Origin of the sequence: Staphylococcus sp. GDY8P47P (genome assembly GCF_016892225.1) — a bacterium.
GTDB lineage: Bacteria > Bacillota > Bacilli > Staphylococcales > Staphylococcaceae > Staphylococcus > Staphylococcus borealis.
This window is the reverse complement of record NZ_JAFENV010000014.1, coordinates 45,833-59,197: the sequence shown is the minus strand read 5'-3', so window position 1 is coordinate 59,197 and position 13,365 is coordinate 45,833. Positions and strand designations below refer to the sequence as shown.

The following is a 13,365-nucleotide window of genomic DNA, read 5'->3' as shown; positions in this document are numbered from 1 at the left end:
AAAAAAATGAGTGAAAAGCAATATGACCTAGTCGTTTTAGGTGGAGGAACCGCTGGATATGTGGCGGCCATACGAGCATCTCAACTGGGTAAAAAGGTAGCTATTGTAGAGAAATCATTATTAGGTGGAACTTGTTTACATAAAGGGTGTATCCCTACAAAAGCATTATTAAAATCTGCTGAAGTATTAAGAACGGTGAAAGAATCCGCAGACTTTGGGGTGAATATAGATCATTTTTCATTTGACTTAAAAACAATGATGGAACGTAAAGACAATATTGTTAGCCAAATGCACCAAGGTATAGATAGTTTAATGCAAAAAAATCACATTGATGTTTTTAATGGTACTGGAAGAATAATGGGTACATCTATTTTTTCACCACAAAGTGGTACAATCTCAGTTGAATACGAAGATGGTGAATCTGATCTTTTACCTAATCAATATGTCTTAATTGCTACAGGATCATACCCAACACAATTACCATTTTTACCTTTCAATCATGAAACCGTATTATCTAGCAGTGACATGCTTGAACTCACTGATTTACCCTCAAAGATAGCAATCATAGGCGGTGGTGTGATTGGACTTGAATTTGCTTCTTTATTAATAGACTTAGGTGTAGAGGTTAGTGTAATTGAGGCTGGCGAACGAATTCTACCTGCTGAAAGTGCTCAAATTGCAAAATATCTTAAAACCGCTCTTAGCGAAAGAGGCGTTGCATTTTATGAAAATTGTGCTTTGAGTGATACATCAGTAACCGTTAATACTAATTCCGTAACCATTCAAGTCAATGAGGAAAAAACATTAGAATTAGACAAAGTTTTAGTAGCGATTGGACGTACTCCTAATACCAATGATATTGGGTTAAATAATACTAAAATTCAAACAGATCAATTAGGTAACATTTTAGTTAATGAATGCTTACAAACAGAAGATAAACATATCTATGCTGCTGGTGATTGTATAGGCAAATTACAATTAGCTCATGTGTCTTCAAAAGAAGGCATTTTAGCTGTCGAACATATGTTTAATGGATCTAGCTTACCTTTAAACTATAACAAAATGCCTAAATGTATATATACACATCCTGAAGTTGCTTCCATTGGTTATAATAAGGAGTCTGCTAAAGCGCAAAATATTAAATCTAAATCATTTAAAGTAGGGTTTAATGCAATAGGTAAAGCTGTGATAGAGACTAATGCTAAGGATAAAGGCTTTTGCGAAATGGTTATTGATCAAGAAACAAATGAAATTATCGGTATTAGCATGATAGGACCACAGGTTACTGAATTAATCAATGAAGCGTCATTATTACAATTTATGAATGGCTCAGCAATTGAATTAGGTCTGACAACACACGCACATCCTTCAATATCTGAAGTATTAATGGAATTGGGATTGAAAGTAGAAAATAGAGCGATACATGTTTAATAGGAGGAATATTTAAAATGATTGATTATAAATCTGTCGGACTTTCAGAAGATGACCTCAAAGAAATCTATAAATGGATGGATTTAGGCAGAAAAGTAGATGAACGATTATGGTTACTAAACCGTGCGGGTAAAATTCCCTTTGTCGTAAGTGGACAAGGACAGGAAGCCACTCAAATAGGAATGGCTTATGCTATGAAAGAAGGAGATATTTCATCTCCATATTATAGAGATTTAGCATTTGTAACTTATATGGGTATTTCTCCTTATGATACAATGCTAGCTTCATTCGGTAAAAAGGATGATATTAATTCTGGTGGCAAGCAGATGCCATCTCACTTCAGTCATCGTGAAAAAGGTATATTATCTCAAAGTTCTCCTGTTGCAACTCAAATACCGCATTCAGTAGGTGCTGCTTTAGCATTGAAAATGGATAAAAAACCTAATATCGCTACAGCCACAGTAGGTGAAGGAAGTTCAAATCAAGGAGATTTTCACGAAGGCTTAAACTTTGCAGGTGTACACAAACTACCATTTGTTTGCGTCATTATTAATAATAAATACGCGATATCAGTTCCAAATTCACTACAATATGCCGCCGAAAAACTTTCTGATAGAGCTTTAGGCTATGGTATCCACGGTGAAACTGTAGATGGTAACGATCCTATTGCTATGTATAAAGCGATGAAAGAAGCTAGAACGCGTGCATTAAATGGTGAAGGTGCTACCTTAATTGAGGCCGTTACAAATCGTATGACACCACATTCATCAGATGATGATGATACATATCGTACTAAAGAAGAACGAGAAGCTTTAAAAACGTATGATTGCAATCTTAAATTTAAAGATTATTTACTCGAACAAGGTATCATCGATCAAGCATGGTTAGATCAGTTAGAGCAAGCACATAAAGAAATTATTACCAAAGCCACAAAAGACGCAGAACAAGCGCCATATCCATCTGTAGATGAAACATATCAATTTGTGTATGATCCAGAAGGAGGTATTGGCAATGAGTAAAATGACGTATATTGAAGCGATACAACAAGCACAAGATTTAGCCATGGAACAAGATAACAATGTATTTATACTTGGTGAAGATGTTGGGAAAAAAGGTGGCGTATTTGGCGCTACACGTGGTTTACAAAAAAAATACGGTGTTGAAAGAGTAATTGATACCCCGTTAGCCGAATCTAATATCGTTGGTACTGCTATTGGCGCTGCAATGATTGGCAAACGACCAATTGCAGAAATTCAATTTGCAGATTTTATCTTACCAGCAGTTAATCAAATTATAAGTGAAGCAGCAAAAATGCGTTATCGTTCAAATAATGACTGGCAATGCCCGATTACAATAAGAGCACCTTTTGGTGGTGGTGTTCATGGTGGTTTATACCATTCTCAAAGTATCGAAAGTATTTTCGCTTCTACACCTGGACTTACAATCGTCATTCCATCATCACCTTATGATGCTAAAGGGTTATTATTATCTTCTATTGAATCTAATGATCCAGTATTATTTTTTGAACATAAAAAGGCCTATCGTTTCTTAAAAGAAGAAGTACCAGAGGAATATTATACTGTTCCTCTTGGAAAAGCTGATGTTAAACGAGAAGGCAACGATATTACAGTATTTACATATGGATTATGTGTAAATTATTGTATGCAAGCTGCTGATATTTTAGCCGCCGATGGTATCAGTGTAGAAATTGTCGATTTAAGAACAGTTTACCCTTTAGATAAAGAGACAATTATTGAACGCGCCAAAATCAATGGCAAGATTTTACTCGTAACTGAAGATAATCTTGAAGGTAGTATCATGTCAGAAGTTTCAGCAATTATTGCTGAAAACTGTTTATTTGAACTTGATGCACCGATTATGAGGTTAGCTGGACCAGATGTACCTTCAATGCCATTTTCTCCGAATTTAGAAAATGAAGTTATGATGAATCCTGATAAAATTTTAGAAAAAATGAGAGAGCTTGCACAATTTTAAGGAGGCAAAATTATGGATGTTAAAATGCCTAAACTAGGCGAAAGTGTTCATGAAGGTACAATCGAGCAATGGCTTATTTCTGTAGGAGACTATGTAGACGAATATGAACCCTTATGTGAAGTCGTTACTGATAAAGTAACCGCAGAGGTACCTTCAACGGTTTCAGGTACTATTACTGAAATCTTAGTTTCTGAAGGGGAAACAGTTCAAATAGATCATGTTATATGTAAAATTGAATCTTCTGAGTCAAATCAATCAACGAACACGCATAATCATAAACAAGGAACAGATGATAATAAGAATGAAACAACTGTAAATACAAATAATACGGATGCCTTAACTGATAAAACGTCAAAATCAGACTCAAGTGTTCCCACTGATCAGAATGTTCGTCAAAATGAACAATCAAGTACAGAATCAGCATCAACACCACTAAATAATGGTCGCTATTCTCCTGTCGTATTTAAAATTGCTTCTGAAAATAATGTTGATTTATCACGTGTACGTGGCACAGGTTTCGAAGGAAGAGTAACTAAAAAAGATATTGAATCTTATGTGGATTCTGAGAATCAAATTTCTAAACTTAATAACAAAACAGAGCCATCTTTTGAAAATCAAGTGGCCAGCACTGATTCAAATCATACGCAATCAGGTCAGTCTATTCCAGTAAAAGGCGTACGAAAAGCAATTGCCCAAAACATGGTAACAAGTGTTACTGAAATTCCACATGGATGGATGATGGTTGAAGTTGATGCAACTAACTTGGTTAAAACGAGAAACCTTCATAAAAACACATTCAAAGAGAATGAAGGATATAATTTAACCTTCTTTGCATTCTTTGTAAAAGCAGTTGCAGAAGCGCTCAAATCAAACCCACTCTTAAATAGTAGTTGGGACGGTGAGGAAATTATCCTTCATAAAGACATTAATATTTCGATTGCAGTTGCAGATGAAGATAAATTATATGTTCCAGTTATCAAACATGCTGATGAGAAATCTATTAAAGGCATTGCTAGAGAAATCAATGAATTAGCACGAAAAGCTAGAAATAAACAATTAACTCAAGAGGACATGTCAGGTGGAACGTTTACGGTTAATAATACTGGTACATTCGGTTCTGTTTCGTCAATGGGTATTATTAATCATCCACAAGCTGCAATATTACAAGTAGAATCAATTGTAAAAAAACCTGTCGTGATTGATGACATGATAGCAATTAGAAGCATGGTTAATTTATGTATTTCGATTGATCACCGTATATTAGATGGTGTCCAAACAGGTCGCTTCATGTCGCAAGTAAAACAACGAATTGAGCAATTTACAGTTGAAAATACAAGTATTTATTAGTATTTAATAAGATGGCATAGCCTTGGACAACCTATTTGAACTCTATCGTTTAAATTAGTAGAATAACATTGAATAAATAAAAGATTGAAAGGTGATTCAAAATGGATTTAAATTTTGATTTATATATGAATGGTGTGGTTGAACAAGCTCGTAACGAAATTGAAAGTGCAGGATACGAGCAATTAACATCAGCAGAAGACGTTGATAAAGTATTACAACAAAATGGTACATCATTAGTAATGGTTAATTCTGTATGTGGGTGTGCAGGTGGAATTGCGCGTCCAGCAGCATCACATGCATTACATTATGATAAGTTACCAGATCGATTAGTTACTGTATTTGCTGGTCAAGATAAAGAAGCTACGCAACAGGCTAGAGATTACTTTGAAGGATATGCACCTTCAAGCCCATCTTTTGCTCTAATTAAAGATGGTAAAATTACCGAAATGATCGAACGTCATCAAATAGAAGGCCATGATGTAATGGATGTTATTAATCAATTACAAAGCCTATTTGATAAGTATTGCGACGAGAGATAAGAGGATTTACCGATGCTAAAGTTAAATCCGTATAAGATTGGATTTAGAACACTTAAAACTGCGGTAGGTATAACGCTAGGTGTCATTTTAGCCAAATGGATAGGACTTGATAATTATGCATCAAGTGCTATCCTCATTGTATTGTGTATCAAACATACAAAAGTTCATTCAGTACAAGCTATCGTATCACGATTTGTATCTTGTATTTTAATTCTACTATTCGGTTCACTTGTATTTAGCCTATTAGGCCAGAGTGCACTTGTTCTAGGATTAATTGTTTTATTATTTATTCCTATAACTGTCATGCTCAAGGTTCAAGAGGGTGTTGTAACGAGTTGCGTTATATTATTACATGTTTTTAATGCAACAACGATTAATTTACATTTAATCATCAACGAACTACTCTTATTAACTATTGGGCTAGGAATTGCATTCATTATGAATTTAATTATGCCGAGTTTAGATAAAACACTCGTTTCTTTCAAGAAAGAAATTGAAAAAGGATTTAAAGACATATTTATGGCATACAGTGAAGCTTGCTCGGATTATAGTAATGATTTGTCATTATCTTTCGAGAAACTTCAATTGGATATTCGTAAAGCGAAATCTATTGCATTTAGAGATGTTAAAAATCATTTTATTCGAAATGAAAACTCTTATTATCACTACTTTGATATGAGACAAGAACAACTTGAATTACTTCGTAGAATTAAACCTTTATTAAATCAAGTTACTGTCGACGATCCTCTATTGGCAGATGTATCACATTTAATGACAGAAATTGGTAATAATGTAAATAGTAACGACTATACTGCACTCCGTATACATTCATTATATGAAATCCGTTTGTCATTAGATGAATTACCACTTCCTAAATCTCATCAATCTTTAAAATCACGTTCAAGTATGATGCAAATATTAAATGAGTTAGAAGAATATCTAAATATTAAATCTCAATTTGGTTCATTAAGACTGCATAATGAATTATAATAAGTTATTGAATAGAAAAGAGGGTAAGACGAGATGTTCGTCTTACCCTCTTTTCTTTAAAGATTAATGCATCAATGGCACTAAACTTGTGAGTAGTAATGCTGCTATAATAGCGACTAACATTACAATAATTATAATTCTTAGTACTTTATTATTCACTATTTGACGCTCCTTATTAAAGTACTTAATAACATGTACTTTACCAAATATATAAATTAACCATAAATGATTTTAATACAAATGGCAATCAATTTATTTTTGATATTGTAGAAAGTTAGTTAAAATAGAAATTAAATAAGAAAGGGGTTTTATCACAATGATAAACAGTCAACGATTACTTGAAACATTTCTAGAATTAGTGAAAATAAATTCTGAAACAGGTCATGAGGAAGTCATCCAACCCATTCTAAAAAAGAAATTTGAAGCATTAGGTTTACATGTTGCTGAAGACAGAGCTTCAGAAAAGTCATGGTTAGGTGCAAATAACCTTATTTGTACATTGCCCGCAACAAGTGATAACCAAGACGTAGCTAAAATTTATTTCACGAGCCATATGGATACCGTAGTGCCAGGTTTAAATATTCAACCTCAAATTAATGATGATGGCTATATATACTCAGATGGAACAACCATCTTAGGTGCGGATGACAAAGCAGGATTAGCAGCAATTATTGAGACAATACAGTATCTTAATGACAATAAAATACCACATGGTCAAATTCAATTCATAATTACTGTTGGTGAAGAGTCAGGTCTTAAAGGTGCAAAAGAATTAGATAAATCACTCATAGACGCTGAATTTGGTTATGCTGTCGATGCTAGTCAACCTGTTGGTACAACAGTCGTAGGTGCACCAACTCAAATGATCATCAATTCGACTATTTTAGGGAAAACTGCTCATGCTAGTACGCCTTCAGAAGGGATTAGTGCAATTAATATTGCCGCAAAAGCAATAAGTCGTATGAAATTAGGTCAAATTGATCAATATACAACTGCAAATATAGGTAAATTTCACGGTGGTTCTGCAACTAATATTGTTGCAGATGAAGTCGTGCTAGAAGCTGAAGCACGTTCTCATAATGATCAAAGTATTGAGCAACAAGTAGCACATATGAAAGAAATATTTGAGTCAACTGCACAAGAATTTGGTGGAGAAGCCAAAGTAATAATTGAGAAAAGCTATCCTGGCTTTAAATTAAATGATGAAGATAAAGTTACGCAATATGCTATAAATAGTGCGAAAAAATTAGGATTAACTGGTGATACTGTTATTGCTGGAGGTGGCTCTGATGGTAGTATTATTAATACATTTGAAATCCCTACAGTCATTTTAGGTGTTGGCTATGAACACATTCACACTACATCAGAACGCATTTCAATTAAGTCTCTCAACGACTTAGCAACACAAATTGTCAAAATTATTGAATTAGTAGCTAAATCGTAATTTAGTTTAGTGAAGTACATTCTAGTTTTATGATACAATACTATTGAAAAATTGAATGAGAGAGGTAAGTAATATGACTCAACAAATAGGTGTAGTAGGTTTAGCTGTAATGGGAAAAAACCTGGCTTGGAATATCGAATCACGTGGGTATAGCGTATCTGTATTCAACCGTTCAAGTGAAAAAACAGATGAGATGGTGAATGAATCTAAAGGTAAACAAATCCACCCAACATATTCTTTGGAAGAATTTGTGAATTCATTAGAAAAACCACGTAAAATTTTATTAATGGTCAAAGCTGGTCCTGCAACAGATGCAACAATTGACAGTTTACTGCCATTATTAGATGATGATGACATTTTAATTGATGGTGGTAACACTAATTATCAAGATACAATCCGTCGAAATAAAGCCTTAGCTGAAAGTGGTATTAACTTTATCGGTATGGGCGTATCTGGTGGTGAAGTAGGTGCCCTTACTGGTCCTTCATTAATGCCAGGCGGTCAAGAAGCAGCTTACAATAAAGTAAGTGATATATTAGATGCCATAGCTGCAAAAGCTAAAGATGGTGCATCATGTGTAGAATATATAGGACCAAATGGTGCAGGCCACTATGTTAAAATGGTTCATAATGGTATTGAATATGCAGATATGCAACTTATCGCAGAAAGTTATGCAATGATGAAAGATTTATTAGGCATGTCACATGAAGACATCTCTAAAACGTTTAAAGAATGGAATGCCGGTGAGTTAGAAAGTTATTTAATTGAAATCACAGGTGATATCTTTACTAAATTAGACGATGACAATGAAGCACTTGTTGAAAAAATCTTAGATACTGCAGGTCAAAAAGGTACAGGTAAATGGACTTCTATCAATGCTTTAGAATTAGGTATTCCTTTAACAATTATTACTGAATCTGTATTTGCGCGATTCATTTCATCAATTAAACAAGAACGTGTAAATGCTTCTAAAGAATTAAATGGCCCTAAAGCAGAATTTACTGGTGATAAAGAAGCATTCTTAGAAAAAATCCGCAAAGCTTTATACATGAGTAAAATTTGTTCATACGCACAAGGATTTGCGCAAATGCGTAAAGCTAGCGAAGAAAATGAATGGAATTTAAAACTGGGCGATTTAGCAATGATATGGCGTGAAGGTTGTATTATTCGTGCTCAATTCTTACAAAAAATTAAAGACGCTTATGATAATAACTCAGAATTACAAAACCTTTTATTAGATCCTTATTTCAAAGGTATTGTCACAGAATATCAAGATGCGTTGAGAGACGTAGTAGCAACAGGTGTGCGTAACGGTGTACCAACACCCGGATTCTCTGCCAGCGTAAACTACTATGATAGTTATCGTTCTGAAGATTTACCAGCAAACTTAATTCAAGCGCAACGTGATTACTTCGGGGCACATACGTATGAACGTAAAGATAAAGAAGGTATCTTCCATACACAATGGGTTGAGGAATAATCACTAATACTTTAGAGAAGCGCCTAAGACTTAAATAATATATTGATGCTATTTTGCAAAATCAAAGTAGCTGACTGTATTAAAAATGAACTTGTAACAAGCTTCTTTCAAACCAACTCGAGGCTCTTGAAAACAGCATTTCATCAAGAAATGCGACAAGCTAAGCAAGCTGGGAGTGAGACAGAAATATATTTTGAAACAATACTATTTCTGTTTCACTCCTCTTTTTTTGCATTTAGTGCAAACGATTGCACAAAATGATTGACTTACAATAATGAATTCTATACGATAAAAATATAGATGAATCTGAAAGCGTTTACTATGAAATCTTAGTGAGGTGATATACGACGGTTACAATTAAAGATGTTGCAAAAGAGGCTAATGTAGCTACATCTACAGTATCAAGAGTCATACAAAACAATCCGAAAATTAGTGATTCGACTACTATTAAAGTCAAAACAGCTATGGCCAAATTAGGTTACATTCCTAATCAAGCGGCGAGAACATTAATAACAAATAAAACATTGACTATTGGATTAATACAAAAAAGTTCTGCACTTGAAATACGTCAAAATCCCTTTAATAGCGATGTTCTCAACGGTATCAATCAGGCATGTAATCGAAGAGGCTATTCAACTAGAATGACTGTATCAGAGAAAAGCGCTGACCTATACGAAGAAGTAAAGACAATGATTCAATCTAAAAGTGTAGATGGCTTTATTCTTTTGTATTCTTTGCAAGATGATCCTGTAGAACGACTACTTCATGAGTTTAATGTGCCTTATCTTATCATTGGGAAATCTTTAAACTATGATCAAGTCATACACATCGATAATGATAATGTCGATGCAGCTTATCAATTAGCAAAGTATTTGTATCAATTAGGTCATCGGTCAATGTTATTTTTACAAGAATCCGGACATTATGCAGTTACAGAAGATCGTACAGAAGGATTTAAACAATACTGTAACGACGTTAACATTCCTATTAACTACGCCGTAATAGCGTCTATCAAAGATTTGCGTGATTGTATAAAACACTATTGTATTGATGTTCGTCATAAGCCTACAGTGATTATAACGTCTGATGCTATGTTAAATATGCAATTATTGAATGTGCTGTATGAATATCAAATCCGCATTCCAGATGATATACAAACTGCTACATTTAATACATCTTTTCTCACTGAAAACGCAACGCCATCACAAACAAGTGTAAATATTAACCCAGATATACTAGGCCTAACAGCAGGTAATACAATCATTGATGTATTAGGGAATAAAGCTATTTCTTTTACTGCAAAAATGATTTCAACTCAAATAGTAGAGAGGGTATCAACTACAAAACGATAAAGGAGCATACTTATGACAAAAAATTGGTGGAAAGAAGCAGTAGCGTATCAAGTTTATCCAAGAAGTTTTAATGATAGTAATAATGATGGTATTGGTGATTTACCAGGTGTAATCGAAAAATTAGACTATCTCAAAGACTTAGGTATAGATGTTATTTGGCTAAGTCCAATGTATAAATCGCCTAACGATGATAATGGTTATGACATCAGTGATTATCAAGATATTATGGATGAATTTGGTACAATGGAAGATTTTGACCGCTTATTAAAAGGGGTACATGATCGTGGTATGAAACTCATATTAGATTTAGTCGTTAACCATACATCTGATGAGCATCCATGGTTTATTGAATCTAAATCTAGTAAAGATAATCCAAAAAGAGACTGGTACATTTGGGCAGACCCTAAAGAGGATGGTTCTGAACCTAATAATTGGGAGAGTATCTTTAATGGGTCAACTTGGCAATTTGATGAGACAACGAACCAATATTACTTCCATTTATTTAGTAAAAAACAACCAGACTTAAATTGGGATAACCCAGATGTACGTGAGGCAGTATTTAACATGATGAACTGGTGGTTTGAAAAAGGTATTGACGGCTTCCGTGTCGATGCTATAACCCATATTAAGAAAACATTTGAAGCTGGCGACTTACCTGTACCAGAAGGAAAGACATATGCTCCAGCCTTTGATGTAGATATGAATCAACCAGGTATTCAGAATTGGTTACAAGAAATGAAAGATGCGTCACTTAGTAAATATGACATTATGACTGTTGGAGAAGCTAATGGTGTTAATCCAGATAATGCAGAAGACTGGGTAGGAGAAGATAAAGGGAAATTCAATATGATTTTCCAATTTGAACATTTAGGCTTGTGGAGTACTGGTGATTCTCAATTTGATGTTAAATCATATAAAACGGTTTTAAATCGTTGGCAAAAGAGACTAGAAGGAATTGGTTGGAATGCACTCTTCATAGAAAACCATGATCAACCTCGACGTGTGTCTACTTGGGGTAACGATAAAGATTACTGGTTTGAATCCGCTACAAGTCATGCAGTTGTCTATTTCTTACAACAAGGTACACCGTTTATCTATCAAGGACAAGAAATCGGTATGACAAATTATCCTTTCGAAAGTATTGAAACATTTAATGATGTTGCTGTTAGAAATGAATATCAAATTGTCAAAGCGCAAGGTGGAGATGTTGATCAATTACTAGATAAATATAGAATGGAAAATCGAGATAACTCACGTACACCTATGCAATGGGATGATAGTCCAAATGGTGGATTCACGGAAGGTGAACCTTGGTTCCCAGTTAACCCGAATTATAAAAAAATCAATGTTGCTCAGCAATTAGAAGATCCGGACTCTGTACTTAACTTCTACAAACAATTAATACAATTAAAAAAATCTCATGATATCTATACGTATGGCCAATTTGATTTGATTGATGCTGATAATGAAAATGTATTTGCATATACAAGACAATTAGATGGCAAAACTGTAGTAGTTGCAGGTAATTTAACTGATAAACAAAGTTCATTAACATTACCTTTTGCTATCGATGATGAAGCAATCAAACTACACAATTACACGAGTCAATTAGACGTAGCAGCACTCAAACCATTTGAAGCATTTGTAGCAGAAATTTAATTTAATAAAGACGAGGCTGTGACATAAATAATATCATAATGCTATTTAGCAAATTCGCAGTAGCTGACTGAACTGAGAAGGCGCTTAAATCAAGCTTTTCTCAGTTCTAGTCATCCTTGCGGGGGTGGGACGACGAATTCAAAAAGAATTCTGTCCCACTCCCGTCTTTTTAATTAGACTATATTTCTCATTATTTAAGAAATGTAAGTAGATAAAAAGTACTCATTAATACTTATCATCGCATGACTTACATGTCATAAGTTTCTTGTTCAATAGGCAACCATAATTGAATTTTAGTGAATGGGCCCTCAAATGAGATATCAAAAGGATAAATCTCTACATATAAGCTATCTCTTTCATATGGTAAAGTGAGTTGTAGACTGGATTCAATATAATACCAAGCTTCATTTACAGCATAATCGATTTCGCCTTGAAGATTAAATTTTGCATAATGTCTACCAGGCAACACTCTACTTTCTAAATGAGAAGGGTATCTATCACTTGGAACACCTATGAATAATTCTAAACCACGATCTAATGGGCAAGTAATTACAAATAACTCATATGGACTTATATTATTATACCTTTTCAAATCTTTAATTTTACCATCAAGAATTAAATCTTCTAAAAAATCGGGAACTTTATAAGGATTAGATAAATCGTTTGCTTCAATATAACGAACATAACCTACTAATGCTATATCTTCTGTAGTATCTAGTCTATATGGATAAGGCGCTCGTTCAGTCGTTGTTAACTTTATATATAAACGTTCTTGTAATTTTAATTCATCTTTTTTGGTAGATGCTTGAATTGGTGAAATGCCATGGAAATCACTAAAGTCATTCGCAAAATCATTAGAACTATTGTAGTTATACTTTTTTGCGACATCTACTAACCTTGAAGAACTTTGAACCATTTCTTTAGCAGCTGCAGTCATTTTTCTAGCATGCGCATAGTGTTCAGGTGATTGTCCAACAATCATTTTAAATGATTGATCAAGATGGTAAGGAGAAAGACCAACGTAATCACTCAAATCTTGCAAACTAAACGGCTCTAACAAACGATCTTCGATAAATACAATTGCCTGTTGTATCTGCTTGATAACGTCCAAAACTCTCACTCCAATAA

12 protein-coding genes are annotated in these 13,365 nt (G+C 34.1%); 10 read left to right on the top strand and 2 right to left on the bottom strand.

All coding sequences use genetic code 11. The features are described from left to right. Window positions 1-6: 6 nt before the first annotated feature. From lpdA to JVV30_RS05095, 6 genes are all read left to right on the top strand, one after another. Window positions 7-1,431, top strand: coding sequence for a dihydrolipoyl dehydrogenase (lpdA, locus tag JVV30_RS05120; protein ID WP_204193606.1), 1,425 nt, complete (start codon window positions 7-9; stop codon window positions 1,429-1,431). Window positions 1,432-1,448: 17 nt separating this feature from the next. Next, window positions 1,449-2,450 (top strand): thiamine pyrophosphate-dependent dehydrogenase E1 component subunit alpha, encoded by a 1,002-nt coding sequence (locus tag JVV30_RS05115; RefSeq protein ID WP_070854983.1) that lies wholly within the window; start codon window positions 1,449-1,451, stop codon window positions 2,448-2,450. Further along, window positions 2,443-3,426: an alpha-ketoacid dehydrogenase subunit beta gene (locus tag JVV30_RS05110; RefSeq protein ID WP_070854984.1), complete on the top strand. Its 984-nt coding sequence runs from the start codon at window positions 2,443-2,445 to the stop codon at window positions 3,424-3,426. Before JVV30_RS05115 ends, JVV30_RS05110 begins: the two co-directional genes overlap by 8 nt. Before the next feature lie 12 nt (window positions 3,427-3,438). Next, entirely contained in the window at window positions 3,439-4,773 is a 1,335-nt protein-coding gene (locus tag JVV30_RS05105) for a dihydrolipoamide acetyltransferase family protein (protein ID WP_070854985.1), read from the top strand. A gap of 101 nt (window positions 4,774-4,874) precedes the next feature. Beyond that, entirely contained in the window at window positions 4,875-5,312 is a 438-nt protein-coding gene (brxB, locus tag JVV30_RS05100) for a bacilliredoxin BrxB (RefSeq protein ID WP_070854986.1), read from the top strand. 12 nt (window positions 5,313-5,324) lie between these two features. Next, a complete protein-coding gene (locus tag JVV30_RS05095) occupies window positions 5,325-6,302 on the top strand; it encodes an aromatic acid exporter family protein (RefSeq protein ID WP_204193605.1) in 978 nt (325 codons plus the stop codon). A gap of 63 nt (window positions 6,303-6,365) precedes the next feature. Here JVV30_RS05095 and prli42 read toward each other — a convergent pair whose 3' ends face one another. Next, the gene (prli42, locus tag JVV30_RS05090) at window positions 6,366-6,461 is read right to left on the bottom strand and encodes a stressosome-associated protein Prli42 (protein ID WP_154392014.1); all 96 of its coding nucleotides are present in this window, start codon (window positions 6,459-6,461) and stop codon (window positions 6,366-6,368) included. Between the two features lie 157 nt (window positions 6,462-6,618). Here prli42 and JVV30_RS05085 point away from each other — a divergent pair, with 157 nt between their 5' ends. The 4 genes from JVV30_RS05085 to JVV30_RS05070 all read left to right on the top strand — a co-directional run bounded on the left by JVV30_RS05085 (window position 6,619) and on the right by JVV30_RS05070 (window position 12,237). Then, window positions 6,619-7,746 (top strand): M20/M25/M40 family metallo-hydrolase, encoded by a 1,128-nt coding sequence (locus tag JVV30_RS05085; RefSeq protein WP_070854987.1) that lies wholly within the window; start codon window positions 6,619-6,621, stop codon window positions 7,744-7,746. Window positions 7,747-7,819: 73 nt separating this feature from the next. Continuing rightward, entirely contained in the window at window positions 7,820-9,226 is a 1,407-nt protein-coding gene (gndA, locus tag JVV30_RS05080; protein ID WP_070854988.1) for an NADP-dependent phosphogluconate dehydrogenase, read from the top strand. Window positions 9,227-9,582: 356 nt separating this feature from the next. Next, a complete protein-coding gene (locus JVV30_RS05075) occupies window positions 9,583-10,578 on the top strand; it encodes a substrate-binding domain-containing protein (RefSeq protein ID WP_204193663.1) in 996 nt (331 codons plus the stop codon). 12 nt (window positions 10,579-10,590) lie between these two features. Beyond that, window positions 10,591-12,237, top strand: a complete 1,647-nt coding sequence (locus JVV30_RS05070; RefSeq protein WP_070854990.1) for a glycoside hydrolase family 13 protein — start codon at window positions 10,591-10,593, stop codon at window positions 12,235-12,237. A gap of 247 nt (window positions 12,238-12,484) precedes the next feature. Here JVV30_RS05070 and JVV30_RS05065 read toward each other — a convergent pair whose 3' ends face one another. Further along, entirely contained in the window at window positions 12,485-13,348 is an 864-nt protein-coding gene (locus tag JVV30_RS05065) for an AraC family transcriptional regulator (protein WP_070854991.1), read from the bottom strand. Window positions 13,349-13,365 lie beyond the last annotated feature (17 nt).

Excerpts from the sequence above, each read along its gene's own strand:
- JVV30_RS05085 (WP_070854987.1), top strand. The coding sequence starts at position 6,619 with ATGATAAACAGTCAACGATTACTTGAAACATTTCTAGAATTAGTGAAA.
- lpdA (WP_204193606.1), top strand. The coding sequence starts at position 7 with ATGAGTGAAAAGCAATATGACCTAGTCGTTTTAGGTGGAGGAACCGCT.
- JVV30_RS05115 (WP_070854983.1), top strand. The coding sequence starts at position 1,449 with ATGATTGATTATAAATCTGTCGGACTTTCAGAAGATGACCTCAAAGAA.
- JVV30_RS05105 (WP_070854985.1), top strand. The coding sequence starts at position 3,439 with ATGGATGTTAAAATGCCTAAACTAGGCGAAAGTGTTCATGAAGGTACA.
- JVV30_RS05095 (WP_204193605.1), top strand. The coding sequence starts at position 5,325 with ATGCTAAAGTTAAATCCGTATAAGATTGGATTTAGAACACTTAAAACT.
- JVV30_RS05070 (WP_070854990.1), top strand. The coding sequence starts at position 10,591 with ATGACAAAAAATTGGTGGAAAGAAGCAGTAGCGTATCAAGTTTATCCA.
- brxB (WP_070854986.1), top strand. The coding sequence starts at position 4,875 with ATGGATTTAAATTTTGATTTATATATGAATGGTGTGGTTGAACAAGCT.
- gndA (WP_070854988.1), top strand. The coding sequence starts at position 7,820 with ATGACTCAACAAATAGGTGTAGTAGGTTTAGCTGTAATGGGAAAAAAC.
- JVV30_RS05110 (WP_070854984.1), top strand. The coding sequence starts at position 2,443 with ATGAGTAAAATGACGTATATTGAAGCGATACAACAAGCACAAGATTTA.